The following is a 24,320-nucleotide window of genomic DNA, read 5'->3' on the forward strand; positions in this document are numbered from 1 at the left end:
CGGGGGCCACCGGGAAACCGCTCCACGCGGCGACCCCGCACTCCCCCGGCTCGCACCGTGCGCGGACGAGCCGCGTGCCTCCGCCGCGAGCCGCGCCTCCGGAGGCGGTGACGCACCGCGGCCGGTGCGCGCCGGAGGCGGCCGGAGGGTCGAGGATGACGGGCGTCCCGGCAGCAGCCGGTCGTCGATCGGGAGGAGTGGCCGTCGTGCCGTACGACTCAGGGGTGGCGGAGCGCGTCCGGGCGGCGCTGGCCGGACGCGAGGTCCGCGAGGTGAAGATGTTCGGCGGGCTGGCCTTCATGGTGGACGAGCGCATGCTCGTCTGCGTCTCCTGCGGTGGCTCCGGCCTGCTCGTGCGAGTCGCGCCGGGGAGCGGTGCCCGGCACCTGGAGAGGCCGGGCGCCGGGCGGGCCGAGATGGGCGCGGGCCGCTCGATGGGCCCGGGGTGGATCGCGGTCGACGCGGAGGCCGTCGCCGCGGAGGAGGACCTCGCGTACTGGATGGCGGCGGCCCTGGAGTTCCACGCGGAGGGCTCCGGCGGAGGTCGGAAGCCGAGGATCGGGCCGCGGTAGGTCCTCCTCCGCGCGGGCGCCGTCAGCCCGGCGCGAGCCGCCCGCGCAGGGTGGGGAGGCCGTCGCCGGCGAGGGTGTCGAGACCCGCGGCCCGGCCGGTGACGGCCAGCAGGAGCGCCTCGGCCGTGCCGCTCACCACCGGTCCGCTGCCGTGCGCCCAGTCGACGTCCTGCGCCTCGAACCGCAGGCCGCTCAGCGCCCCCCGCGGCACCAGGCCCGCGGGTGCCGTCATGAGGAACGTCAGCGCCGTCCGCAGCCGCGGTCCGGGGATGTCGCGGTGCAGCTGCAGCGGCCGGCGGATGTCCAGGCCGTGCACCAGCACGTCGACCAGGGGCGCCTCCGGACCCGATCCGGGCGGGGTGAACCGGGTGCCGGCCTTGCGGCGCAGGACGTCCACGATCTCGGCGAAGGGGCGCCGCGCCAGCCGCCGGGTCACCCGCTCGTTCGCCCGGTCGAAGTTCCCACCCGCCAGCAGCACGGCCAGCACGAGCTTCGGGGTGCTCACCTCGAGGGGCATGACCAGGTGCGCGAGGACGTCCTGGACGCTCCAGGCCCGGCACAGGCTCCTGGTCGCCCGCTGCTCGGGGCTCAGGGCCTCGACCTGGTCCGCCAGGGCCCGACGCTCGTCGGCGATCTCCTCGAACACGTCCACGGGCCGATCCTGGCACCCGGCGCCGCACCCCGGGCCCGCACGACACGCAGGTGTCCGGGGAGACGGCCGCCCGGCCCGGGCACCGCCCGGGCAGACGCAGACCGCCGCGGTCCTCCAGGAGGACCGCGGCGGTCTGCGTGCGACGGGGGGCTCGTCAGTGGGCGTGCTCCCCGACGAAGTACTCGAACACCCAGCCGATGAGGAAGATGACCGAGAGCACCGCACCGATCATGGCGAGCCACCAGCCGACGGCCGCACCGGCGAAGACGAGTGCCGCGCCGAAGGACAGGGCCAGGGGCCACCAGCTGTGGGGGCTGAAGAAGCCCTGCTCCCCCGCGCCCTCGGTGACGTCTGCCCGGGGGTTGTCCTCGGGCCGCTCGTCGATGCGGGCCGCGGTCACCGCGAGGTACCCGCCGACGAGGATCGCCAGGCCGCCGGTGAGCAGCAGGGCGACGAAGCCGACCAGCTCACCCCAGTTGGTGAGGATGCCGTACACGAAGGCCACGGGGACGAAGAAGAGCACCCCGCCGCTGAAGAGCCAGACCTCGGACTTCATGTCAGTGCCCCTTCCTTCCGGGGAGGTCCTCCTGGCGGCCGGACAGGTCGGCCTCGCCGTAGACGTGGTCCAGGAGGTTCTTGTTGGCCGTGGGCGTGTCGTGCCCCGGGACCTCGGGGTGGTGCAGGTCGAACGCGGGACGCTCGGACCGGATGCGCGGCAGGGTCGTGAAGTTGTGCCGCGGCGGCGGGCAGGACGTCGCCCACTCCAGGGAGTTGCCGTAGCCCCAGGGGTCGTCCACGTCGACCTTCGGCGCCTTCAGCGCCGTCCGGTAGACGTTCCACAGGAACGGCAGGATCGACGCACCGAGCAGGAAGGAGCCGATGGTGGAGACCTGGTTCATCGAGGTGAAGCCGTCCTCGGGCATGTAGTCCGCGTAGCGGCGCGGCATGCCGGAGGCCCCCAGCCAGTGCTGGATGAGGAAGGTGGCGTGGAAGCCGACGAACAGCAGCCAGAAGTGGATCTTGCCGAGGCGCTCGTCGAGCATCTTGCCGGTGAACTTGGGCCACCAGAAGTAGAAGCCGGCGAACATCGCGAAGACGACCGTGCCGAAGACCACGTAGTGGAAGTGGGCCACCACGAAGTAGGAGTCGGACAGGTGGAAGTCCAGCGGCGGCGAGGACAGGATGATGCCGGTCAGTCCGCCGAAGAGGAACGTCACCAGGAAGCCGATCGCCCACAGCAGCGGCGTGTCGAACGTGAGCGAGCCGCGCCACATCGTGCCGAGCCAGGTGAAGAACTTCAGGCCCGTGGGCACCGCGATCAGCATGGTCATGAGCGCGAAGAACGGCAGCAGGACCTTGCCCGTGACGTACATGTGGTGCGCCCAGACCGTCACCGAGAGGCCGGCGATGGAGATGGTCGCGAAGACCAGGCCCTTGTAGCCGAAGACGGGCTTGCGGCTGAAGACGGGGATGATCTCCGTGATGATGCCGAAGAACGGCAGCGCGATGATGTAGACCTCGGGGTGCCCGAAGAACCAGAACAGGTGCTGCCACAGCATCGGCCCGCCGTGCGCGGCCTCGTAGACGTGGGCGCTCATGACGCGGTCCGCGCCGAGGGCCAGCAGGGCGGCGGCCAGCACCGGGAAGGCCATCAGCACCAGCACGCTGGTGATGAGGATGTTCCAGGTGAAGATCGGCATCCGGAACATCGTCATGCCCGGGGCGCGCATGCAGATGATCGTGGTGACGAAGTTGACGGCGCCGAGGATGGTGCCGAAACCACCGAAGGCGAGACCGAACACCCACAGGTCACCGCCGAGGCCCGGCGAGTGCACCGAGTCCGACAGCGGCGTGTACGCGAACCAGCCGAAGCTCGCCGCGCCCTGCGGGGTGAGGAAGCCCGCACCGGCGATGATCCCGCCGAAGAGGTAGATCCAGTACGACAGCATGTTCAGCCGCGGGAACGCCACGTCGGGCGAGCCGATCTGCAGCGGCATGATCGCGTTGGCGAAGGCGGCGAACAGCGGCGTCGCGAACAGCAGCAGCATGATCGTGCCGTGCATCGTGAACAGCTGGTTGTACTGGTCCTTGGAGTCCACGAACTGCATGCCGGGCGCGTAGAGCTCCGCCCGGATGAGCAGGGCCATGACCCCGCCGATGAGGAACCAGACGAAGGAGGTGATGAAGTAGAGGTTCCCGATCACCTTGTGGTCGGTGCTCGTGATCCACTTGGTGACGACGCTGCCCGCGGTGCGGGGGGTGGTCATCCCCATCGGCTGCCGCGTGGTCGTGCGCGCGGCGGTGCCGGGAGGGCTCAGGCTCTCTGCGGCCATTACTGACGGTTCCCTTCGTCCGCGCGCGGGACGGCGGCCGTGCGCTCCACCTCACCGGCCAGCAGGGTGGACATCTGCCCGGTCTGGCCGCGGTCGCGCAGGCTCTCGATGTACTGGTCGTACTCCTCGCGGGTGACGACCTTGACGTTGAACAGCATCTCCGAGTGGTACTCACCGCACAGCTCGGCGCACTTGCCCTGGAACGTGCCCGTCTTCGTCGGGGTCACGTGGAAGCGGTTCGGGCTGCCCGCGATGGCGTCCATCTTGTACAGCCACGCCGGGACCCAGAAGGAGTGGTTGACGTCGATCGAGACGACGTTCACCTCGACCGGCTCGTCCACCGGCACGTACAGGGTCGGGAGCGTGTCCTGGACACCCGGCACGCCGGTGAGGGTGGCCTGGCGGCCGGCCTCGTAGACGTCCTCGTCCTTGTAGTTGAAGTCCCAGCCCCACTTCTTGCCGATGACGTCGATCCGGTGGGTGACCTCACCGGAGGTGTCGACGATCGCCGCCTCGTCGCGGGCGGTGTAGAAGAAGAGGACGCCGACCATCATCACGGGCAGGACCGTGTAGAGGATCTCGATCGGCATGTTGTAGCGGACCTGCGGCGGCAGCTGCGGGTCCCCCTTGCGGCGGCGGTAGGCCACCACGCACCACAGGGTCAGACCCCACACGGCGATGCCGACGAGCATCGCCGCGATCCAGGAGCCGTTCCACAGCGTCTGGATGATCGGTGTCATGTTCGTCGCGCCGTCGCTGACGGTCGGCAGGTAGCCGTGCCGGAAGTCGCTCTCGGCGGTTCCGCTGCCGCACCCTGCGAGCAGCAGCGCGGCACCCGCCCCGGCCACGGCGCGCAGCGCCCGGGGCGAACGGCGGCGCCGTGATGCGTACGAGTCTCGCGTGCCCAACGTCGGCCTTCCCACGTCCCTCGATCGGATCCCGCCGAGGGCTTCGGGGGACCCCCCGGGTGCACACGGCGTTCGGTCCCGAGACTACCCCCCGCTACCACCGGAGGGCTGGTCGGGGCGGGCCGTGAAGGGGTGTGGCGTCGGTAACTCCGCCGCCGCGGCGAGGGCCCGGCGGTAGTCGCGCCGGTCGAGCTCGCGGACCCCGAGGGTGGCCAGGTGGGGGGTGCACCACTGCACGTCGACGAGCCGGCCGGGGACGCCGTCGGCGGTCAGGATGCGGGCGAGGCCCACGACGGCGGCCTTGGAGGCGTCGCGGGCGCGGTGGAACTTGGACTCGGCGGCGAAGAAGCCGCCGATCGCCAGGCCGTACAGGCCGCCCACCAGCTCCCCGCCGGCCCACGCCTCCACCGAGTGCGCCCAGCCCGTGCGGTGCAGCCGCAGGTAGGCCGCGGCGATCTCGTCGGTGATCCACGCGCCAGGCCGGGAGGGGTCCGCGCAGCCGGCGACGACCTCGGCGAAGGCGGTGTCCACGCGGATCTCGAAGCCGCGCAGGGAACGGCGCAGGGAGCGGGAGACGTGCACCTCGTGGGGCAGGAGCACCCCGCGCGGGTCCGGGGACCACCAGCCGAGGGGGCCGGTGCCGCCGCGGCCCAGCCCCATGGGGAAGTAGCCCGTGCGGTAGGCGGCGAGCAGCGTGGCGGGGCGCAGGTCCCCGCCGGCCGCGACCAGGTCCTCCCCCGGCCGCGGCCGCAGGCCGGTGAAGTCGAGCCGCGAGGGGCCCGGGTCGACCGGCCACGCCCGCGGCCGGGCGGGGGGCCCGCTCTCGCGGGTCACGCCGGCCCCGGTGCGGCGCCGGCCGGCCGGGGGCGGGTCAGCTGAAGGAGTCGCCGCAGGCGCAGCTGCTGCCGGCGTTCGGGTTGTCGATCGTGAACCCCTGCTTCTCGATCGTGTCCGCGAAGTCGATCGTCGCGCCCTCCAGGTAGGGCGCGCTCATCTTGTCCACGACGACCTCGACGCCGCCGAAGTCGCGCACGGCGTCGCCGTCGAGCTCGCGCTCGTCGAAGTACAGCTGGTAGATGAGGCCGGAGCAGCCGCCGGGCTGCACGCCGATCCGCAGGCGCAGGTCGTCGCGGTCCTGCTGCGCCAGCAGGCTCGCGACCTTCGTCGCGGCCACCTCGGTCAGCTCGACCCCGTGGGTCGCCGTGGTTCCGTCCTGGACCGTCATCGGTGTCGTCTCCGCTCGCTCGGTGCGCTCGTGGGCCGGCGCCGGCCCCGTTCCGTCCGGGTAACCAGCGCGGCGGGCGCGCTGTTCCCCGCTCAGCGGGCCCGCCGGGAGCGCGCCCGCTCCAAGCCTACGTCGCGTCGCGGTGCGAGCCGACCGCCGCGCGCCGCCGCAGGGGCCCGGCCGGCACCGCCGACAGGGCCTCCAGCAGGAGGGTGTGCGCCAGGCACGCGCGGGCGAAGTCCGCCAGGTGCAGGGACTCGTCCGCCCCGTGGGCCCGGGAGTCCGGGTCCTCCACGCCGGTGACGAGGATCCCCGCGCGGGGGTAGGCCTCCGCCAGCTCGGCGAGGAAGGGGATGGACCCGCCCATCCCCATCTCCACCACCTCGGTGCCGTAGGCCTCCGCGAAGGCCCGGCGGGCGGCGCGGTGCGCCACGTGCGCGGTGTCGGAGGCGAAGGACCGCCCCGTCTCCCCCTCCTCCACCGTGACCCGCGCCCCGAACGGGGCGCCCGCCTCCAGGTGCCGCCGCAGCGCCGCCATGGCCGCCGGCGCGTCCTGGCCTGGGGCCAGCCGCAGGCTGATCCTGGCCCGCGCCGTCGGCAGCAGCGTGTTGCTGGAGACGGCCACGGCCGGGGCGTCCAGCCCGATGACGGACAGGGCCGGGCGCGTCCACAACCGCGACTCCAGCGAGCCGGTGCCCGCCAGGCGCACGCCGTCCAGCACCCCGGCGTCGGCGCGGAAGCGCTCCTCGGTCAGGTCCGTGGTGGGGGCCTCGCCGCGGTCCAGGCCCGGCACCGCCACGTCGCCGGCCTCGTCGTGCAGCGTGGCCAGCAGCCGGCACAGGCAGGTCAGCGCGTCCAGCACCGGCCCGCCGTGCACACCGGAGTGCACGGCGTGGGAGAGGACGTCGACGCGCACGGTGCAGTCGACGAGACCGCGCAGGGTGGTCGTCAGGGCGGGCACCCCCACGCGCCAGTTCGCGGAGTCCGCCACGACGATCACGTCGGCGGCCAGCTCCTCGCGGTAGGTGGCGAGGAAGTCCGCGAAGGTGGGCGAGCCGATCTCCTCCTCCCCCTCGGCGAAGACGGTGATCCCCACGCCGTCCTCCGGGCCCCAGGCGTACAGCAGGGCGCGCAGCGCGGCGACGTGCACCATCAGCCCCGCCTTGTCGTCGGCGGCGCCGCGGCCGTAGAGGCGCCCCTCCAGCTCCACCGTGTCGTAGGGCGCGTGCGTCCAGTCCGCCTCGTCCCCCGGCGGCTGCACGTCGTGGTGCGCGTAGAGCAGCACGGTGGGCCGTCCCGGCGGGGCGGGGCGCCGCGCCAGGACCGCGGGGGCGCCGCCGGGCACGGACACGATCCGCACCTCGCCCATGCCCACCTCGCGCAGCAGCGCGGCCACGGCCTCCGCGCTGGCCGCCACGTGGGCGGGGTCGAAGGCGGGGGCGGAGACGCTGGGGATGTGCACCAGCCGCTCCAGGTCGGCGCGCACCCCCGGGAAGAGCGCGGCCACCGCGATCTTCAGCTCCGCGACCCGCTCGGGCGGCACCGCGCCGGGCTCGGCGGGAGCCGCCTCGGGAGGGGTCTCGGCGGGGGTCTCGCCGGGGGCTCCGTCGGGGTCACCCGCGAGGACCTCGGTGGGGGCCTGGGCGGGGTCCGGAGCGGGGCGCGGAGGAGGGGCCTCGGCAGGGGTGCCGGCCCCGGGGTCAGCTGGCGTGGCGTCCGCTGGCATGTTCCGACGCTAGCGGCAGGGCCGCCCACGGCGCGGGTCGTACGCCGTCCGGTGCCGGCCCGCGCGGGAGGGTCCTGCGGGGGTCGCGCAGCACGTAGGCTTCCGCTCGTGTTCGGTCGCGCCAAGGAGAAGACCCCCGCCACGCCCGCGGGCGCCTCGCCGGCGCCCAGGCCCGGCACGGCCGGCCAGCCCGCGCCCAAGCCCGGCGGCAAGGGGCGCCCCACGCCCAGCCGCTCCCAGGCGCAGGCGCGCAACCGCCGCCCGCTGGTGCCCTCCGACCGCAAGGCCGCCCAGCGCGCGGCACGCGAGTCGCTGCGGGCCGCCCGGGCGCAGATGCAGCAGGCGCTGGTCACCGGCGACGAGCGGTACTTCCCGCTGCGCGACCGCGGCCCGCAGAAGCGGCTGGCCCGCGACATGGTCGACGCCCGCCGCAACATCGGGGAGTACTTCCTCTTCGTGGCCTTCGCGGCGCTGCTGCTCACCTTCGTGACCCAGGCGGCGGCCAGCCCGTGGCTGCTGGCGCTCTCCACCATCCTCATCTACGGGATGGCCATCGCCGTCCTCCTCGACTGCATCCTGCTCGGCCGGCGCCTCAAGCGGGCCGCCCTCGAGCGCTTCGGGCACGTCGAGCGCGGTCTCGTGGGCTACGGGGTCTCCCGGGCCCTGCAGATCCGCCGCCTGCGCCGCCCCGTCCCGGGCGTGGGACGGGGCCAGGCCCCCCGCTGAGCACGGGCGCCCCGTCCTACGCGGGGGCCCCTACCGCTCGTCCGGCTCCTCCACCCGCGCACCCGCCGCGGACGGGCCCCCACCCCAGGCGTACGTCTGCTTCACCAGCTCCAGGTAGATGAAGGTCTCGGTGCTGCGCACGCCGGGGATGACCCGCACGTGGGTGTTCAGCAGCACCAGCAGCTCCTCGTCGTCGCGGCAGGTCAGCTCGCAGATGATGTCGAAGCTCCCCGCGCACAGCACCACGTAGTCGACCTCGGGCAGCTCCGCGAGGCGGGCCGCGACCGTGCGGGTGTCGCCGTCCACCCGGATGCCGATCATCGTCTGGCGCAGCAGGTTGACCGTCATGGGGTCGGTGACCGCCACGACCTGCATGACCCCGCCCTCCAGCAGCCGCTGCACCCGCTGGCGCACCGCCGCCTCCGAGAGCCCCACGGCCTTGGCCAGCGCCGCGTACGACTTGCGCCCGTCCTCCTGCAGGTGGGCGATGAGCTCGCGGTCCACGGCGTCCACGCGGGAGCGGCGGGCGCGGGCGGTCGTTGCGCGCAGGTCCTTCGACACCCCCCGAGCGTAGTTCCGCCTCCCGGGAGCCTGGTTCCAGGAGGGCCACCCTCACGGGGCCCTCCCGCGCGAGAGCGCTCCCGCGCAGGATTAGTGTCGCGTGCATGGAATTCCGGTACCTCGGCAACAGCGGTCTGAAGATCTCCGAGATCACCTACGGCAACTGGCTCACCCACGGCTCGCAGGTGGAGAACGACGCGGCCACCGCGTGCGTCCACGCCGCCCTCGACGCCGGCATCTCCACGTTCGACACCGCCGACGTCTACGCGAACACCGCGGCGGAGACGGTGCTCGGCGAGGCGCTGAAGGGCCAGCGCCGCGAGAGCCTGGAGATCCTCACCAAGGTCTACTGGCCGACCGGCCCCAAGGGGCACAACGACGTCGGCCTGTCCCGCAAGCACATCCACGAGTCGATCAACGCCTCGCTGCGGCGGCTCGGCACCGACTACGTCGACCTCTACCAGGCGCACCGGTACGACACCGAGACGCCGCTGGAGGAGACGATGCAGGCCTTCGCCGACGTCGTGCGGCAGGGCAAGGCGCTCTACATCGGCGTCAGCGAGTGGACCGCGGAGCAGATCCGCGCCGGGCACGCCCTCGCGCGGGAGCTGGGGATCCAGCTCATCTCCAGCCAGCCGCAGTACTCCATGCTCTGGCGGGTCATCGAGGGCGAGGTCGTGCCGACCAGCCGCGAGCTAGGCGTCGGGCAGATCGTCTGGTCCCCCATCGCGCAGGGCGTGCTGACCGGCAAGTACAAGCCGGGCCAGGCCCCGCCCGCCGGTTCCCGCGCCACGGACGAGAAGGGCGGCGCGGACATGATCAAGCGGTTCCTGAACGACGACGTCCTCACCCGCGTCCAGGGCCTGCAGCCCGTGGCGGACGAGCTCGGCATCTCCATGGCGCAGCTGGCCATCGCCTGGGTGCTGCAGAACGACAACGTCTCCGCCGCGATCATCGGCGCCTCGCGCCCCGAGCAGGTCACGGAGAACGCCAAGGCCTCCGGCGTGGAGCTCTCCGCCGACGTGCTGCGGCGCATCGACGAGGTCCTCGGGGACGTCGTGGAGACCGACCCGGGCAAGACCGCGGAGACCTCCCCGCAGAAGCGCCCCGTCTGATCGGCGGCGCCCCGGGGCCCGGAGGGGTCCCGGGGCGCGCCTCACCGGGAGGCGCCCAGCCCGGGACCGCTCACCGGGGGCTGCTCACTCGGGGGTGCGCAGGCTCAGCGGCCCGTACGCCGGCTCCTCGTCGGCGAACAGCCGCACCGAGTCCACGCCGCGCTCGCGCAGGCTGCGCCACGTCTCCCCGATCCACGACTCCGCATCGGCCTGCGTGGGGAACTGCACCCCCGCCTCGGCCACCTCGACAGGGCGCCCCTCGGCGTCGTCGAAGCGCCACGTCCAGCTCGCCGGTCGGCCCATGGCCTCAACCTAGCCGGGCGGGCTCGGCCGGGGCGGCCGGGAGCACCGGGCGCCGCAGCCTCCGCAGGACGCGCGAGGCGTAGGCCGGGCCCTCGTACACCAGGCCCGTGTACGCCTGCACCAGCGAGGCACCGGCGTCCAGGCGGGCCTGCGCGTCGGCCGCCGTCTCGATCCCCCCGGCGGCCACCAGCACCAGCCGCCCGCCGGTCCGCTCCGCCAGCCGCCGCAGCACCGCCAGCGAGCGCTCCTTCAGCGGCGCACCCGACAGCCCGCCACCCCCGGCCGCTTCCACCTCGGCCGGCCCCGAGCGCAGGCCCTCGCGGGAGATCGTCGTGTTGGTCGCCACGACGCCCTCCAGGCCCAGCTCCAGCGCCAGGTCGGCCACCGCGTCCACGTCCTCGTCCGCCAGGTCGGGGGCGATCTTCACCAGCAGCGGCACCCGGCGCCCCGCGGAGGAGTCCGCCGCCTCCCGCACCGCCTCCAGCACCGGGCGCAGCCGCTCCACGGACTGCAGGTTCCGCAGACCCGGGGTGTTCGGGGAGCTGACGTTGACGACGAGGTAGTCGGCGTAGCGGGCCAGCAGCCGCGCGGAGGTGGCGTAGTCGGCGGCGGCCTCCTCCTCCGGCACCACCTTGGACTTGCCGATGTTCACGCCGATGCCGACCCGGTGCCGCGGCGGCACCGCGCGCAGCAGGCGCAGGCGCGCCGCGACCGCCTCGGCGCCGTCGTTGTTGAACCCCATCCGGTTCACCACCGCCCGGTCCGCCACGAGGCGGTGCATCCGCGGGCGGGGGTTGCCCGGCTGCGGCAGCGCCGTGACGGTGCCGATCTCCACGAACGCGAAGCCGAGGTGGCTGAGGGCCGCCACCCCGACGGCGTTCTTGTCGAAGCCGCCCGCCAGGCCCACCGGTCCGGACAGGTCCATGCCCAGGACCCGCGTGCGCAACGCCGGGTCCTCCACGACGAACAGCCTGCGCAGCACGGCCGGCACCCCCGGCACGCGGGAGGCGGCCCGCAGCGCCGCGAAGGACAGGTGGTGCGCCCGCTCGGCGTCGATGCGGGTCAGGACCGTGCGGTACAGCGTGCGGTAGATCACGGGGCGGTGTCCCTCCGGCGTGCCCGCGGCCTCGGCCGCCGCGGGGGCGTCGGGATCGAGGCTAACGGCCCGCGCGGACGTCCCCCGACGCCGCGGGCGCCGGGTCGGCCCGCAGGTCCTCGGTGCGGGTCTCCCGCAGCGCCCACAGCGCCAGCAGGCTCAGCGCCGCCGCGCCCACCAGGTACCAGCCGACCGCGCCCAGGCCGAAGCGCTGCGCGAGGACCACCGCGGTGTACGGCGCGAGCGAGGCCCCCAGGATGCTGCCCGCGTTGAAGGCCACCGAGGCGCCGGTGTAGCGCACGTTGGTCGGGAACAGCTCCGGCAGGTACGCACCGATCGGCCCGAAGACCAGGCCCATGAAGAACAGGCCCAGGCTCAGGTACAGCACGACCAGCACGGTGCTGCCGGAGCCGAACAGCGGCTCGGTGAGCAGGCCGACGACCGCCGCGCCGACCATGGCCACCGCCAGCACCGGCCGGCGCCCGTAGCGGTCGCTGAGCACCCCGGACAGCGGCGTGGCCAGGGCCATGAAGACGATCGCGCCGCACAGCATGAACAGGAAGGTCTGCCGCTCGTAGCCCAGGCCCTCGGGGCTCACGCCGTAGCTCAGGCAGAACACCGTCATCAGGTAGAAGAGCGTGTACGTCACCACGACCGACAGGGCGCCGAGCAGGACCGTGCGCCAGTTGCCGCGGAAGACGGTGGCCACCGGCACCCGCACCTGCTGGCGCTTCTGCACCGCCTCGGCGAAGACCGGGGTCTCCGTCAGGTTCAGCCGCACGTAGAGGCCGACCACCACCAGGACGGCGCTGAGCAGGAACGGGATGCGCCAGCCCCAGGAGAAGAAGTCGCCCTCCTCCAGGGTCGCCGCCAGCACGATGAACAGGGTGTTGGCCAGGATGAAGCCGAGCGGCGCCCCGAGCTGCGGCATCGTGCCGTACAGGGCGCGCCGTCCCGGCGGGGCGTTCTCCGTGGCCAGCAGCGCCGCGCCGCCCCACTCCCCGCCCAGGCCGATGCCCTGCCCGAAGCGCAGCAGGCACAGCAGCGCGGGGGCCAGGACGCCGGCCGTCTCGTACGTGGGCAGCAGGCCGATGAGGGTCGTGGAGACGCCCATGACGAGCAGCGCCGCCACGAGGGTGGCCTTGCGCCCGACGCGGTCGCCGAAGTGGCCGAAGAGCACCGAGCCCACCGGGCGGGCGATGAACGCCAGCGCGAACGTGGCCAGCGCGCTGAGCTGCTGCGCCGCACCGGAGCCCGTGGGGAAGAAGAGCTGCCCGAACACGAACACCGTCGCGGTCGCGTAGACGTAGAAGTCGTAGAACTCGATGGTGGTGCCCACCAGGCTGGCGACGGCGACCCGGCGGACGGGGTTCGCCGGGGGCACGGCGGTGCTCGCGGGCGCGGTGGGGGTGCTCGGCTCGGGCGGGTTCATCAGCTGACCTCGGGTTCGGGACGTCCGGTGCCCCCGGCTCGGGGCAGCGGAACCCTAGCCCGCCGCGGGCCGCGTCCCGGTGACGACGTGCCGGTCAGGACCTGCCGGTCAGGAGGTGCCGGTCAGGGCGCCGCGGGCAGCAGGTGCCGCAGCGCCGCCACGGCCAGGGCGTGGTCCTCCAGCTGCGGCAGGCCCGTCACCGCCACCGAGCCGACGACCCCGGCGCCGGCGACGGCGACCGGGACGGCGCCGCCGTGGACGGTGTACTCCCGCTCGGAGAGGTAGAACATCTCCTCCAGCGTGCTGCCCGCCTGCCGCAGCTGCTGCCCGACGTACAGGGAGCTGCGGGAGAAGCGCGCCACCGTCCGGGACTTGCGATCCAGCCAGCCGTCGTGGTCGGGCACGGTGCCCGGCAGGGCGGCGGCGAAGAGCCGCTGCCCCCCGCGCAGCACGAGCACGGCGATGCCGAGCTGCCGCCGCCGGCCCTCCTCGACCAGCCAGGAGCCGAGCCGCCAGGCCTCCTCGTGCCCGAAGGCCGGCAGCACCAGCTCGCGCTCCTGGGCGTCGATCTCGGCGAGGGTGGGGAAGGTCTGTGCGTCGGTCACGGCCCCGATCGTAGGGAGGCGCCGGGACCCGGTCGTGCCGCGGTGGCACGATGCTGGCGACCCACCGCCCGGAGGAGGCCCGTGAGCGAGCACCACCCCCCGACCGACGCGCCGCTGCCCGAGGAACACGCCGACGCACCGGACGCCGAGGCACCGGACGCCGACGCACCGGACGCCGTGGCGCGCGACACCGACGCGCCGGGCACCACCGCCGGGCAGGACACCGCCGGGTTCGACGTGCGCGCCGTGTCGACCGCGGTCGCGGTGCCCGACCGTGCGGCCGCGGCGGCCGCGCAGGAGCGGCTGGCCGCGCTCGCCGCCCGGCACGGCGCGCTCGGCCGCCTCGGCGCGCTCGGGTGCTGGCTGGCCGGGGTGCGGGGGCCCACGGCGGCGGCTCCCCTGGCGCGGGTGCGGCTGGTCGTCCTCGCCGCCGACCACGGCATGGCCCGGGCGGGCCTCTCGCGGCACCCGGAGGGGTGGACGGCGCAGCAGGTGCGCGACCTGCACGCCGGCACGGCACCGGCCGCGGTGCTCGCCGTCGGGCAGGACGTCGGCCTGCGCGTGCTGGACCTCGGCGTGGACGAGGACCTGGCGGACCTGCCCGCGCCGGTGCGCGCGCTGAAGGTGCGCCGCTCCTCGGGCGACGCCCGCCGCGAGGACGCCCTGGGGGCCGCCGACACCGAGGCGGCCTTCCGTGCGGGCGTGGCCGTGGCCGACGAGGAGGTGGACTCCGGGGCGGACCTGCTGCTCCTGGGCGACGTCGGGGCGGGGGGCACGGCCGTGGCGGCGGTGCTGGTGGGCGCCTGCCAGCGCAGCGCACCGCTGGACGTCCTGGGCCGCGACGTCGGCCGCCTCGACGACGCGACGTGGATGCGCCGCACCGCGGCCGTGCGCGACGCGCTGCGGCGCAGCCGGTCCGCGGCGACGGACCCGGTGTCCCTGCTCGCGGCCGCGGGCGGCGCCGACACCGCCGCCGCGACGGGGTTCCTGCTGCAGGCCGCCGTGCGCCGCACACCGGTGCTGCTGGACGGGGTGGGCTCGGCCGCCGCGGCGCTGGTGGCGTCGCGGATCTCCCTCACGGCCAAGGAGTGGTGGCAGGTGGGCCCGCGCTCGCGCCAGCCCGCACAGGCCCCGGCGCTGGAGCGGCTGGGGCTGGAGCCGCTCACCGACCTCGGGCTGGAGGCCGGCGCCGGGGCCGGGGCGCTGGCGGCGCTGCCGGTGCTGCACGCGGCGACCGCCCTGCTGGGCGCGGCCGACGCCTGAGCGGGCTCCCCCCGCCGCGGCGTCCGGTGGTGGGGTGCCGGGGCCTCAGGTGGTGGAGGACGGCACGAACGGCGGGCGCACGACCGCGCAGCGCAGGGGGCGGCCCCGCACGTCGAGCAGCACCTCGTCCCCCGCGCCCACCGACGGCGCCAGCAGGGCCAGCGCGATCCCCTGCCCGAGCGTCGGGGAGAACGTGCCGGAGGTGGTCGTGCCCAGCACCTCCCCGGGGCCCTCGCCGGTGGCGGCCCGCACCGTCATCCCGGCGCGCGGCACCCCGCGCTCCAGGGCGCGCAGGCCCCACGCCCGCCGCGCCGGTCCCGCCGCGCGCTCGGCCAGCAGCACGTCGCGGCCCCAGAACGCCGGCTTGTCCCACGCCACCGCCCAGCCCAGGCGCGCCTGAACCGGCGTGACGTCGGGGCCCAGCTCGTGCCCGTGCAGGGCGTAACCCATCTCCGTGCGCAGCGTGTCGCGCGCCCCGAGCCCCGCGGGCCCGCCCCCCGCGTGCTCCGCCGCCACCAGCAGCGCGTCCCACAGCTCCCCGGCGTCCTCCCAGCGCGGCAGCAGCTCGTAGCCGCGCTCGCCGGTGTAACCGGTGCGGCAGACGATCACGTCGGTGCCGCGCCAGGTGGTCTCCACGAAGGAGAGGTACTCGTGCCCGGTGGGCAGGCCGACGGCGTGCAGCACCTCGTCGCAGCGCGGGCCCTGCACGGCCAGGACGGCGTGGCGGGTGTGCGCGTCGCGCACCTCCACCCCCGCCGGGGCCGCGGCCCGCAGCCGCGCGGCCACCGCGGCGGAGTTGGCGGCGTTGGGCACGAGCAGCACCTCGTCCCCCGAGTGCACGTAGAGGAACAGGTCGTCCACGACCCCGCCGGTGGTGTCCTCGCAGCACAGCGAGTACTGCGCCCGGCCCGGCGGCAGGGTGCCCACGGCGCTCGTGAGGACGGTGTCGAGGAACGCCTGCGCGCCCGGGCCGGTGACCGCGAGCTCGCCGAGGTGGCTGACGTCGAAGACGCCGACGCGGGTGCGGACGTCCTCGTGCTCGCGGCGCACCCCGCGCCCGGCGTGCTCCAGGGGCATCGTCCAGCCGGCGAAGTCGGCGAAGCGGGCGCCGGCCGCGACGTGGCGGGCGTGCAGGGGCGAGGTCCGGGCCGCCGCGGGGGCGGCGCCCTCGGGATCGGCGGGGCGTGCGGGGGCGGGCTCGTCGGCGGCCATGCGCGCACGCTACCCAGCCGGGGCGCCCGTGATCCCCCGACGTCGTGATCTCCCACCGTGCGGGAGCGGCGCCGCTGGTTAGAGTGCCGGGGTGGTCGAGCTGACGCTGTCCGGGAAGAACCCCAAGGCCTACGCCGGGGACGCGCTCGTGGTGGGTGTCGCCCAGCGCGACGCCGCACCGGTCGTGGTGGGGGCCGACGCCCTCCCCAAGGGGGTGCGCGCCGCGCTGGCGGAGGCGGTGACGCGCCTGCGGGTGACGGGTGCGCCGGAGTCGGTGCACCTGGTGCCCGGCGTGGAGGGCCTGGAGGCGCCGCTGGTGGCGCTGACCGGGCTGGGGCCGCTGCCCGCCGACGGCCGCTTCGACGAGGAGGTCCTGCGCCGCGCCGCCGGCTGTGCGGTGCGGGCGCTGGCGGGCCGGGCGAGCGCGGGGTTCCTGCTGCCCGCCGACGGCGCCCGCGCCCTGGCGGCGGTGGCGGAGGGTGCGGCGCTGGGTGCGTACGCCTTCACCCGCTTCCGCAGCGCGCAGGCCGGTGCGGCCGGGGGCGCGTCGTCGCAGCCGGTGGCGGAGATCGCCCTGCTGGGCACGAGGTCGCGGGACCGGGAGCTGGCCGTGGCGGTGGAGCGGGCCGCGATCCTGGCGCGTGCGGTGGCCGTGACGCGGGACCTGGTCAACACCCCGCCGGGGCACCTGGCGCCGGCGGACTTCGCGGCGGCCGCCGTCGAGCACGTGGCGGGCTCGGGCGTCAGCGTGCGGGTCCTGGAGGAGGAGGAGCTGGCCGCCGGCGGGTACGGCGGGATCCTCGGCGTGGGCCAGGGCTCCTCCCGCCCGCCGCGGCTGGTGGTGCTGGACCACTCCCCCAAGCGGGCGCGCGGGCACCTGGCGCTGGTCGGCAAGGGCATCACCTTCGACTCCGGCGGTCTGTCGCTGAAGCCGGCGTCGGGCATGGAGACGATGAAGTGCGACATGGCCGGGGCGGCCGCCGTGCTGGCCGCCGTGCGCGCGGTCGCGGAGCTGGGCCTGCCGCTGCGGGTGACGGGCTGGCTGGCGATGGCGGAGAACATGCCCTCGGGCACCGCGCAGCGCCCCTCGGACGTGCTCACCACGTACGGCGGGCGGACGGTGGAGGTGCTCAACACCGACGCGGAGGGCCGGCTGGTGCTGGCGGACGCGCTGGTGGCGGCCGGCGAGGAGGAGCCCGACCACCTGGTGGACGTGGCGACGCTGACGGGCGCGCAGATGGTCGCGCTGGGCAACCGGGTGTCCGCGGTCATGGGCAACGACGACGCCTTCCGCGAGCGCTTCACGGCGGCCGCGTCCCGGGCCGGTGAGCAGTTCTGGCCGATGCCGCTGCCGCAGGAGCTGCGCTCCAGCATGGACTCGACGGTCGCGGACATCGCCAACATGGGCGACCGCTACGGCGGGATGCTCGTGGCGGGGCTGTTCCTGAAGGAGTTCGTGCCCTCGCGGGCGGACGGCACCCAGCGGCCGTGGGTGCACCTGGACATCGCCGGCCCGGCGTTCAACTCCGGCTCCCCGCACGGCTACACCCCCAAGGGCGGCACGGGCGTGGCGGTGCGCAGCCTCGTGGCGCTGGCGGAGTCCCTGGCCGGCGTGGACGCCTAGGCAGTCGGCACTACGCCATTCGGCGTAACTCTCCGCGGTCAGCTCACTACCTAACGTACTCTGGGGTCGGCGCCTCACCGCGCCGCACCGCCCCTCGGCCCCCGGTCCCGCGCCCCACGCGGGACCGGCCGGGCCGGAGACGACCTGGAGGAACCATGTCCCGCCGCAGCAGCGCCCGCCGCCTCGCCCTGACCACCGCGGCGCTGGCCGTCGCCTCCGTCCTCGGCACGGCACCTGCGGCCTCCGCCGCCCCCCAGGACGGGACCGCCTCCGCAGGCGCCACCGAGTGGCTGCGCTCCGGCGAGGCGACCGAGTGGCTGCGCGCCGGCGGCACCACCGAGTGGCTGCGCTCCGGCTCCACGGAGTGGCTCCGCTCCGGCGGGACGACCGAGTGGCTGCGCGCCGGCGAGACCACCGAGTGGCTGCGCTGAGCTCCCCCACCTCCTGAGGGCCCCGGCGGCCCACACCCGACGGCGGCGCCGTGGACCTCCACGGCGCCGCCGTCGCGCGTGCGGCCCGGACGGAGCAGCGCGTGGACGGCGCGTACCGCTCCGGTCGCGCCCCGCTGGGGCGCCCGGGACGGGAGATGCCAGGATGGGGGGCGTCCACCTGCTGTCGAAGAGCGAGGGAGCCTCCAGTGGCCGATGCGCCGGAGTACGACGTCGTCATCCTGGGCGGGGGCAGCGGCGGCTACGCCTGCGCGCTGCGCGCCGCGGAGCTGGGGCTCTCGGTGGCCCTGGTGGAGAAGGACCTGCTGGGCGGCACCTGCCTGCACCGCGGCTGCATCCCCACCAAGGCCCTGATCCACGCCGCCGAGGTCGCCGACTCCGCCCGCGACAGCGAGCACGTCGGGGTGCGCGCCACCTTCGAGTCCATCGACATGGCCGGGGTCAACAAGTACAAGGACGGCATCGTCGCCCGCCTGTACAAGGGCCTGCAGGGGCTGGTGAAGTCCCGCAAGGTCACCCTCGTCGAGGGCGAGGGGCGCCTCGTCGCCAAGAACGCCGTCGAGGTCGCCGGCACCCGCTACACCGGGAAGAACGTCGTGCTGGCCTCCGGGTCCTACTCCCGCTCCCTGCCCGGCCTGGAGATCGGCGGCCGCGTCGTCACCAGCGAGCAGGCCCTCACCCTCGACCACGTCCCGGACCGCGTCGTCGTCCTGGGCGGCGGCGTCATCGGCGTGGAGTTCGCCAGCGTCTGGAAGTCCTTCGGCGCCGACGTCACGATCATCGAGGCCCTGCCGCACCTGGTGCCGCTGGAGGACGAGGCCCTCAGCAAGGCCCTGGAGCGCGCCTTCCGCAAGCGCGGCATCAAGTTCAACCTCGGCACCCGCTTCTCCGGCGTGGAGCAGCGCGAGTCCGACCTCGTCGTGAAGCTGGAGGACGGCAAGACCTTCGAGGCCGACCTGCTGCTCGTCGCCGTCGGCCGCGGCCCCAACACCGCCGGCCTCGGCTACGAGGAGCAGGGCGTGACCATGGACCGCGGCTTCGTGCTCACCGACGAGCGGCTGCGCACCAACGTCGAGGGGGTCTTCGCCGTCGGCGACATCGTCCCCGGCCTGCAGCTGGCCCACCGCGGTTTCCAGCAGGGCATCTTCGTGGCCGAGGAGATCGCCGGGCTCCAGCCCGCCGTGATCGACGAGACCGGCATCCCGAAGGTCACCTACTCCGACCCCGAGGTCGCCTCCGTCGGGCTCACCGAGGCCAAGGCCCGCGAGGTCCACGGTGACGTCGACGTCGTGGAGTACAACCTCGGCGGCAACGGCCGCAGCCAGATCATCGGCACCCAGGGCTTCATCAAGCTCGTGCGCCGCAAGGACGGGCCCGTGGTCGGCATCCACATGATCGGCGCGCGCATCGGCGAGCAGGTCGGCGAGGCGCAGCTCATCGTGAACTGGGAGGCCTACCCCGAGGAGGTCGCCGCCCTCGTCCACGCGCACCCGACGCAGAACGAGGCGCTGGGCGAGGCGTTCCTCGCGCTCGCCGGCAAGCCGCTGCACTCGCACGCCTGATCCCGGACGGGGAGGACGCCTCCCCGTCCGGAGCCGCAGACCCCCTGAGCAACCCGGCGTTCCCCACCGAGCGCCGAGCAAGCCCGTCGTCCGTGAGGAGAACGAAGCAGATGTCGAACTCGGTGCAGATGCCGGCGCTCGGTGAGAGCGTCACCGAGGGCACCGTCACGCGGTGGCTGAAGCAGGTCGGGGACACCGTCGAGGTCGACGAGCCCCTGCTGGAGGTCTCCACCGACAAGGTCGACACCGAGATCCCCTCCCCCGTCGCCGGGGTGCTGGAGGAGATCCTCGTCGGCGAGGACGAGACGGTGGAGGTCGGCACGGACCTCGCCCGCATCGGCGACGGCAGCGGCGCCTCCGGCGGGGACTCCGGCGGCGAGAGCGCCCCGGCGCAGCAGGACGAGGCACCCACCGAGGAGCCGGCCCCGGCCGCGCCGCAGGAGGAGCCCGCCCCGGCGCAGCAGGAGGAGCAGCACACCGCCCCGGCCGCCGAGGCGGAGCCGTCCCCCGGCGGCGGCACCACCGTGCAGATGCCGGCGCTCGGCGAGAGCGTCACCGAGGGCACCGTCACCCGGTGGCTGAAGCAGGTCGGGGACACCGTCGAGGTCGACGAGCCCCTGCTGGAGGTCTCCACCGACAAGGTCGACACCGAGATCCCCTCCCCCGTCGCCGGGACCCTGCAGGAGATCCTCGTCGGCGAGGACGAGACCGTGCCGGTCGGCGCGGACCTCGCCCGCATCGGCGACGGCAGCGCCCCCGCCGCGTCCGGCGCGGAGCCCGGCGGGCAGGAGGCCGCGCAGCAGGACACCGCGGGCGGGGAGACCCTCGCGGCCGAGGTCGAGGAGCGCCAGGCGGCCCACGAGGAGTCGGCGCAGGCCACCAGCCCCTCGGCGCAGCCGGAGCAGGCCGAGCAGACGAAGCAGGCGCCCGCCGCGCCCGCACCGGAGCCCACCCCCGAGCCGGCCGCGGCGGAGACCCCCTCCGCGGACCTGCCCCCCACCGGCGGCACCACCTACGTCACGCCGCTCGTGCGCAAGCTCGCCGCCCAGCACGGCGTCGACCTCAGCACCGTGCAGGGCACCGGTGTGGGCGGGCGGGTCCGCAAGCAGGACGTGCTGGAGGCCGCCGAGCGCAAGGAGCGCGAGGCCCAGGAGGCCCGCGAGCGCGCCGCCGCGGCCGCCGCAGCCGCAGCCGCAGCCGCCGCCCCGGCACCCGCGGCCGCTCCCGCCGCCGCCGCGCCGGCCGCCGCCGCGCAGCCCGCCGCCTCCTCCAAGCGGGGCACGACGGAGAAGATGTCCCGCCTGCGCAAGGTCATCGCCCAGCGCATGGTGGAGTCGCTGCAGGTCTCCGCCCAGCTCACCACCGTCATCGAGGTGGACATCACGCGCATCGCGACGCTGCGCGCGAAGGCCAAGGCCGGTTTCGAGTCCCGCGAGGGCGTGAAGCTGACGTTCCTGCCGTTCTTCGTCAAGGCCGCCACCGAGGCCCTCAAGCAGCACCCCGTGCTCAACGCCAGCGTCGAGGGCGACTCGATCGTCTACCACGGGGTGGAGAACGTCAGCCTCGCGGTGGACGCGCCCAAGGGCCTCATCACGCCCGTCATCAAGGACGCCGGGGACCTCAACCTCGGCGGCCTCGCCCGCAAGATCGCCGACCTCGCCTCGCGCACCCGGTCGAACAAGATCGGGCCGGACGACCTCGCGGGCGGCACCTTCACGATCACCAACACCGGCAGCGTCGGCGCCCTGTTCGACACGCCGATCATCAACCAGCCGCAGGTGGCGATCCTCGGCACCGGCGCGGTCGTCAAGCGCCCGGTCGTGGTGACCGACGCGAACGGCGCGGAGGCCATCTCCATCCGCTCGATGGTGTACCTGGCCCTGTCCTACGACCACCGCATCGTCGACGGCGCCGACGCCTCCCGCTTCCTCGGGACGCTGAAGAAGCGCCTGGAGGCCGGCGAGTTCGAGGGCGAGCTGGGTCTCTGAGCAGCTCCTGACGACACGGCACCACGGCGGGCCGCTCCCCACAGGGGGGCGGCCCGCCGCCGCGTGCCGGGGGTGCACCGGCCCGGGGCGCGTTCCCGATCGCGGTGGCGGCGCGGGCCGGACAGGATGAGGCCGTGAAGATCGTGGTGTCCGGGGCGAGCGGCCTCATCGGGCGGGCGCTGGTGGAGCACCTGCGCGCGCAGGAGCACGAGGTGCTGCGCCTGGTGCGCCGGCAGCCGTCCGCGGCGGACGAGGTGGGCTGGGACCCCTCCACCGGGCGGCTCGACCCGCGCTCCCTCACCGGGGTGACGGCCGCCGTGAACCTCTCCGGGGCGGGTGTGGGCGACCACCGCTGGAGCGCCGCCTACCGCGACGTCATCCTCCGCTCCCGCGTGGACAGCACCCGCACCCTCGCGGGGGCGCTGGCCGCGCTCGACGAGGCGCCGCAGGTGCTCGTGACGGGCACGGCGATCGGCGTGTACGGCGAGCGCGGCGACGAGGAGCTCACCGAGTCCTCCCCCCGCGGCGACGGCTTCCTCGCCGACGTCGTCACCGAGTGGGAGGCGGCGAGCGCCCCGGCCGCGGAGGCGGGGATCCGGGTCGTGCACGCCCGCACGGGCCTGGTCGCCAGCCGCTCGGGCGGCGCGTTCGGGAAGATGCTGCCGCTGTTCCGCGCCGGGGTCGGCGGCGTGCTCGGTTCGGGGCGGCAGTGGTGGAGCCTGATCTCCCTGCCCGACGAGGTGGCGGCGCTGGCGTTCCTGCTCGACGCGCCCCTGGCCGGACCGGTCAACCTCACCGCCCCGGCGCCCGCGCGCAACGCCGTCGTCACCCGTGCCCTGGCCTCGGCGCTGCACCGGCCCGCCCTGCTCCCCGTGCCGGCGGTGGCGCTGCGCGCGGCGCTGGGGGGTTTCGCCGGAGAGGTGCTGCGCTCCCAGCGCGTCCTGCCCGCGGCGCTGACCGGGGCGGGGTTCACCTTCACGCACCCGGACGCGACGAGCATCGTGCAGTGGGTGGCGGAGCCCTCCACCGGCTGACGCCACGGCGGACCGCGCCCGCCTGCCGTACCCACCCGCCGTACCCGCCCGCAGCGCCCGGCCGCGGCTCAGCCGATGGCGCTGACTCGCCACTCCCCGTCGACGCGGACGAGGGTGAGGCGGGAGCGGCGCGGCTGGGTGGCCGCCACCTCCTGCACCACGCCGTCGCGCTCGACGCTGCGGTGGGCGGTGGTCACCACGTCGGCCAGGACGACGGTGCGCCCCTGCCCGGCCTCCTCCACCTGCACCGAGCGCACCTCGAAGCCGAGCCCGCGCCAGGTGCGGCCCTCGCCCCGGCGCGAGCCGATGAGCTGGGCGTCGGCGGTCATGGCCGGTGAGGCGGGCGCGTCCACGGCGCGCAGGAGCTCCGGGTCACCGGCCTCCAGAGCGCCGGCCCGGCGGCGCGCCAGCTCCTCGACCACCGCGGGCAGGTCCTCGCCCGCGAGGACGTCCGAGCCGGCCTGTGGTGCCGACGGAGCCGGAGCCGACGGCGGTGCCGACGGAGCCGGAGCCGACGGCGGTGCCGACGCGGCGGGTGCGGGCGCAGGAGCCTGAGGTGCTGGGGCCGCCTGGCCGCTGCCGGGCGGCCCGCCGGGCAGCAGGAGCACGGCGGCGACGAGGGCGAGCACCCCCGCGGCGGCCCCGCCGAGCAGGGGCAGCAGCCGCCGCGAGCGCCCGGCGGCGGCCCGGACCCCGCGGGCACGGCCCGCCCGGGAGCCGTCGCCGCCCGCGCGACGTCGGCCCGGGCGGCGGGCGGCGTCAGCGGTCCCGGCACGCGCAACGCTCCCGCCCGGCGTCCGGCCCGACCGCCGCGAGCCGGCCGCCGGCGCGGGGCCGGGAGAGGCGGTGTCCCCGCCCGCCACCGCCAGCGCGCGGATCCGGCGGGTCACGGCGGTGGCGTCCTCCACGGCCGGGGGCACCGCGGAACCCGCCGCGACCACCCCCGCAGCGCCCGCGTCCGCCCCGCCCGGCGCCTCGACACCGGCACCGGCCGCGCCCCCCGCCACAGCGACCGGCGAGCCAGCACCCGGCGTGGCAGCACCCGCCACGCCCACACCCGGCGTGGCAGCGCCTGCCGCGCCGGCGCCCGGCACGCGGATCGCCCGCGCGGGCGCCGCCTCCGCCGCGCACACCGCCAGCTCCACCGGCGCGGGGCGCTTCTGCGGCCTCGGGTGCAGCGCCTCGGCCAGCACGGCGGCGAGCTCCGCGGGCACCCCCTCCGGCAGCGAGCGTCCCGCGCGGCGACGCCCCGGCAGCCCGCCCGGTGCGGGCGCGGCGCCGGTGAGGGCGAACCACGCCACCGCGGCGAGGCCGTACACGTCCGAGGCCGCCGTCGGCGCGGCGCCCCCGAGCAGCACCGGGTCGCAGAAGCCCTCCGTGCCCGCCTCCGCGCCCCGCGCCCCGCCCAGGGCCCGGGCCACCCCGAGGTCCGCCAGCAGCGGTGTGCCGTCGGCGGCGAGCAGCACGTTGCCCGGGGAGAGGTCCGCGTGCACGACCCCCATGGCGTGCAGGTCCTCCAGCGCCGGGCCGAGCTCGGTGAGGAGCGTGACCACCTCCCCCACCAGCAGGCGGCGGCGCCTGCGGACGAGGTCCGCCAGGCTGCCCCCCGCGGCCAGGTCCAGCACGAGCACGGGCAGGTCCCCGCTGGTGGTGATGTCCCGCACCGCCACGACGTTGGGGTGGCGCACCCGGCGCAGCAGGGACAGCTCCCGCAGCAGCGCCCCACCGCTCCCGCCGGGCGGGTGCTCCAGCACCTTCAGCGCGCACGGGACGCCGTCGGGCCCCGTGCCCTGCCACACCGAGGCCGACCCGCCGCGGCCGAGCAGCCCGCCCACGGCGTAGCCGTCCACCCGCGGCGGCGCCTGCCCGCCCGCCCCGCGCCGTTCCGCACCCTCGTCCCGCGCACCCGCTGCCACCCGGGAAGACAAGCGCAC

General features: G+C 75.5%; 23 protein-coding genes. 9 read left to right on the forward strand and 14 right to left on the reverse strand.

Annotated features, from left to right (window positions below; translation table 11 throughout):
• Positions 1 to 206: 206 nt before the first annotated feature.
• Entirely contained in the window at positions 207 to 572 is a 366-nt protein-coding gene (locus ACYQBY_RS09630) for a TfoX/Sxy family protein (RefSeq protein WP_459643635.1), read from the forward strand.
• 22 nt (positions 573 to 594) lie between these two features.
• Here the strand turns inward: ACYQBY_RS09630 and ACYQBY_RS09635 are convergent, their stop codons facing one another.
• The 7 genes from ACYQBY_RS09635 to ACYQBY_RS09665 all read right to left on the reverse strand — a co-directional run bounded on the left by ACYQBY_RS09635 (position 595) and on the right by ACYQBY_RS09665 (position 7,416).
• Positions 595 to 1,224 carry a maleylpyruvate isomerase family mycothiol-dependent enzyme gene (locus tag ACYQBY_RS09635; RefSeq protein WP_459643636.1) on the reverse strand — a complete coding sequence of 210 codons (630 nt, stop codon included), beginning with the start codon at positions 1,222 to 1,224 and terminating at the stop codon, positions 595 to 597.
• Between the two features lie 154 nt (positions 1,225 to 1,378).
• On the reverse strand, positions 1,379 to 1,780 hold the full coding sequence (locus ACYQBY_RS09640; protein WP_459643637.1) for a cytochrome c oxidase subunit 4: 402 nt from the start codon (positions 1,778 to 1,780) through the stop codon (positions 1,379 to 1,381).
• Position 1,781: 1 nt separating this feature from the next.
• Positions 1,782 to 3,497, reverse strand: coding sequence for an aa3-type cytochrome oxidase subunit I (gene ctaD, locus ACYQBY_RS09645; RefSeq protein WP_459643859.1), 1,716 nt, complete (start codon positions 3,495 to 3,497; stop codon positions 1,782 to 1,784).
• 59 nt (positions 3,498 to 3,556) lie between these two features.
• On the reverse strand, positions 3,557 to 4,405 hold the full coding sequence (ctaC, locus tag ACYQBY_RS09650) for an aa3-type cytochrome oxidase subunit II (protein ID WP_459643638.1): 849 nt from the start codon (positions 4,403 to 4,405) through the stop codon (positions 3,557 to 3,559).
• A 144-nt stretch (positions 4,406 to 4,549) separates the two neighbouring features.
• Entirely contained in the window at positions 4,550 to 5,299 is a 750-nt protein-coding gene (aat, locus tag ACYQBY_RS09655; RefSeq protein WP_459643639.1) for a leucyl/phenylalanyl-tRNA--protein transferase, read from the reverse strand.
• Positions 5,300 to 5,336: 37 nt separating this feature from the next.
• Entirely contained in the window at positions 5,337 to 5,690 is a 354-nt protein-coding gene (locus tag ACYQBY_RS09660) for a HesB/IscA family protein (RefSeq protein ID WP_459643640.1), read from the reverse strand.
• Positions 5,691 to 5,817: 127 nt separating this feature from the next.
• Complete coding sequence (locus tag ACYQBY_RS09665; protein ID WP_459643641.1) at positions 5,818 to 7,416, reverse strand: M20/M25/M40 family metallo-hydrolase; 1,599 nt, start codon at positions 7,414 to 7,416, stop codon at positions 5,818 to 5,820.
• Between the two features lie 108 nt (positions 7,417 to 7,524).
• On the opposite strand from ACYQBY_RS09665, the gene ACYQBY_RS09670 reads away from it, so the two are divergent.
• Positions 7,525 to 8,142, forward strand: coding sequence for a DUF3043 domain-containing protein (locus ACYQBY_RS09670; protein ID WP_459643642.1), 618 nt, complete (start codon positions 7,525 to 7,527; stop codon positions 8,140 to 8,142).
• A 30-nt stretch (positions 8,143 to 8,172) separates the two neighbouring features.
• Here the strand turns inward: ACYQBY_RS09670 and ACYQBY_RS09675 are convergent, their stop codons facing one another.
• Complete coding sequence (locus tag ACYQBY_RS09675; protein WP_459643860.1) at positions 8,173 to 8,691, reverse strand: Lrp/AsnC family transcriptional regulator; 519 nt, start codon at positions 8,689 to 8,691, stop codon at positions 8,173 to 8,175.
• 116 nt (positions 8,692 to 8,807) lie between these two features.
• Between ACYQBY_RS09675 and ACYQBY_RS09680 the strand changes: the two genes are divergently transcribed.
• The gene (locus ACYQBY_RS09680) at positions 8,808 to 9,818 is read left to right on the forward strand and encodes an aldo/keto reductase family protein (protein WP_459643643.1); all 1,011 of its coding nucleotides are present in this window, start codon (positions 8,808 to 8,810) and stop codon (positions 9,816 to 9,818) included.
• A gap of 84 nt (positions 9,819 to 9,902) precedes the next feature.
• On the opposite strand, the gene ACYQBY_RS09685 is transcribed toward ACYQBY_RS09680, so the two are convergent.
• From ACYQBY_RS09685 to ACYQBY_RS09700, 4 genes are all read right to left on the reverse strand, one after another.
• Positions 9,903 to 10,121: a hypothetical protein gene (locus tag ACYQBY_RS09685; RefSeq protein ID WP_459643644.1), complete on the reverse strand. Its 219-nt coding sequence runs from the start codon at positions 10,119 to 10,121 to the stop codon at positions 9,903 to 9,905.
• A gap of 4 nt (positions 10,122 to 10,125) precedes the next feature.
• Positions 10,126 to 11,217 carry a quinone-dependent dihydroorotate dehydrogenase gene (locus tag ACYQBY_RS09690; RefSeq protein ID WP_459643645.1) on the reverse strand — a complete coding sequence of 364 codons (1,092 nt, stop codon included), beginning with the start codon at positions 11,215 to 11,217 and terminating at the stop codon, positions 10,126 to 10,128.
• 61 nt (positions 11,218 to 11,278) lie between these two features.
• On the reverse strand, positions 11,279 to 12,649 hold the full coding sequence (locus ACYQBY_RS09695; protein ID WP_459643646.1) for an MFS transporter: 1,371 nt from the start codon (positions 12,647 to 12,649) through the stop codon (positions 11,279 to 11,281).
• Positions 12,650 to 12,771: 122 nt separating this feature from the next.
• Positions 12,772 to 13,254, reverse strand: a complete 483-nt coding sequence (locus ACYQBY_RS09700) for a heme-degrading domain-containing protein (RefSeq protein WP_459643647.1) — start codon at positions 13,252 to 13,254, stop codon at positions 12,772 to 12,774.
• 81 nt (positions 13,255 to 13,335) lie between these two features.
• Here ACYQBY_RS09700 and ACYQBY_RS09705 point away from each other — a divergent pair, with 81 nt between their 5' ends.
• Positions 13,336 to 14,517, forward strand: coding sequence for a nicotinate-nucleotide--dimethylbenzimidazole phosphoribosyltransferase (locus ACYQBY_RS09705; protein ID WP_459643648.1), 1,182 nt, complete (start codon positions 13,336 to 13,338; stop codon positions 14,515 to 14,517).
• Between the two features lie 45 nt (positions 14,518 to 14,562).
• On the opposite strand, the gene gcvT is transcribed toward ACYQBY_RS09705, so the two are convergent.
• A complete protein-coding gene (gene gcvT, locus ACYQBY_RS09710) occupies positions 14,563 to 15,729 on the reverse strand; it encodes a glycine cleavage system aminomethyltransferase GcvT (protein WP_459643649.1) in 1,167 nt (388 codons plus the stop codon).
• A gap of 91 nt (positions 15,730 to 15,820) precedes the next feature.
• Here gcvT and ACYQBY_RS09715 point away from each other — a divergent pair, with 91 nt between their 5' ends.
• The 5 genes from ACYQBY_RS09715 (at position 15,821) to ACYQBY_RS09735 (ending at position 22,386) form a co-directional block, all read left to right on the forward strand.
• Positions 15,821 to 17,353 carry a leucyl aminopeptidase gene (locus ACYQBY_RS09715; RefSeq protein WP_459643650.1) on the forward strand — a complete coding sequence of 511 codons (1,533 nt, stop codon included), beginning with the start codon at positions 15,821 to 15,823 and terminating at the stop codon, positions 17,351 to 17,353.
• Between the two features lie 155 nt (positions 17,354 to 17,508).
• Positions 17,509 to 17,784 carry a hypothetical protein gene (locus ACYQBY_RS09720; RefSeq protein ID WP_459643651.1) on the forward strand — a complete coding sequence of 92 codons (276 nt, stop codon included), beginning with the start codon at positions 17,509 to 17,511 and terminating at the stop codon, positions 17,782 to 17,784.
• Between the two features lie 155 nt (positions 17,785 to 17,939).
• Positions 17,940 to 19,364 carry a dihydrolipoyl dehydrogenase gene (gene lpdA, locus ACYQBY_RS09725; RefSeq protein WP_459643861.1) on the forward strand — a complete coding sequence of 475 codons (1,425 nt, stop codon included), beginning with the start codon at positions 17,940 to 17,942 and terminating at the stop codon, positions 19,362 to 19,364.
• 110 nt (positions 19,365 to 19,474) lie between these two features.
• Positions 19,475 to 21,352, forward strand: a complete 1,878-nt coding sequence (gene sucB, locus ACYQBY_RS09730; RefSeq protein WP_459643652.1) for a 2-oxoglutarate dehydrogenase, E2 component, dihydrolipoamide succinyltransferase — start codon at positions 19,475 to 19,477, stop codon at positions 21,350 to 21,352.
• Between the two features lie 134 nt (positions 21,353 to 21,486).
• A complete protein-coding gene (locus tag ACYQBY_RS09735) occupies positions 21,487 to 22,386 on the forward strand; it encodes a TIGR01777 family oxidoreductase (protein ID WP_459643653.1) in 900 nt (299 codons plus the stop codon).
• Positions 22,387 to 22,454: 68 nt separating this feature from the next.
• On the opposite strand, the gene ACYQBY_RS09740 is transcribed toward ACYQBY_RS09735, so the two are convergent.
• Positions 22,455 to 24,302 carry a serine/threonine-protein kinase gene (locus ACYQBY_RS09740; RefSeq protein ID WP_459643654.1) on the reverse strand — a complete coding sequence of 616 codons (1,848 nt, stop codon included), beginning with the start codon at positions 24,300 to 24,302 and terminating at the stop codon, positions 22,455 to 22,457.
• Positions 24,303 to 24,320 lie beyond the last annotated feature (18 nt).

Source organism: Kineococcus anabasis, from assembly GCF_054590795.1.

Coding starts and splice junctions, on each gene's coding strand:
- ACYQBY_RS09720 (WP_459643651.1), top strand. CDS start 17,509: ATGTCCCGCCGCAGCAGCGCCCGCCGCCTCGCCCTGACCACCGCGGCG.
- ACYQBY_RS09685 (WP_459643644.1), bottom strand. CDS start 10,121: ATGGGCCGACCGGCGAGCTGGACGTGGCGCTTCGACGACGCCGAGGGG.
- sucB (WP_459643652.1), top strand. CDS start 19,475: ATGTCGAACTCGGTGCAGATGCCGGCGCTCGGTGAGAGCGTCACCGAG.
- ACYQBY_RS09695 (WP_459643646.1), bottom strand. CDS start 12,649: ATGAACCCGCCCGAGCCGAGCACCCCCACCGCGCCCGCGAGCACCGCC.
- gcvT (WP_459643649.1), bottom strand. CDS start 15,729: ATGGCCGCCGACGAGCCCGCCCCCGCACGCCCCGCCGATCCCGAGGGC.
- lpdA (WP_459643861.1), top strand. CDS start 17,940: ATGCCAGGATGGGGGGCGTCCACCTGCTGTCGAAGAGCGAGGGAGCCT.
- ACYQBY_RS09640 (WP_459643637.1), bottom strand. CDS start 1,780: ATGAAGTCCGAGGTCTGGCTCTTCAGCGGCGGGGTGCTCTTCTTCGTC.
- ctaD (WP_459643859.1), bottom strand. CDS start 3,497: ATGGGGATGACCACCCCCCGCACCGCGGGCAGCGTCGTCACCAAGTGG.
- ACYQBY_RS09665 (WP_459643641.1), bottom strand. CDS start 7,416: ATGCCAGCGGACGCCACGCCAGCTGACCCCGGGGCCGGCACCCCTGCC.
- ACYQBY_RS09680 (WP_459643643.1), top strand. CDS start 8,808: ATGGAATTCCGGTACCTCGGCAACAGCGGTCTGAAGATCTCCGAGATC.
- ACYQBY_RS09660 (WP_459643640.1), bottom strand. CDS start 5,690: ATGACGGTCCAGGACGGAACCACGGCGACCCACGGGGTCGAGCTGACC.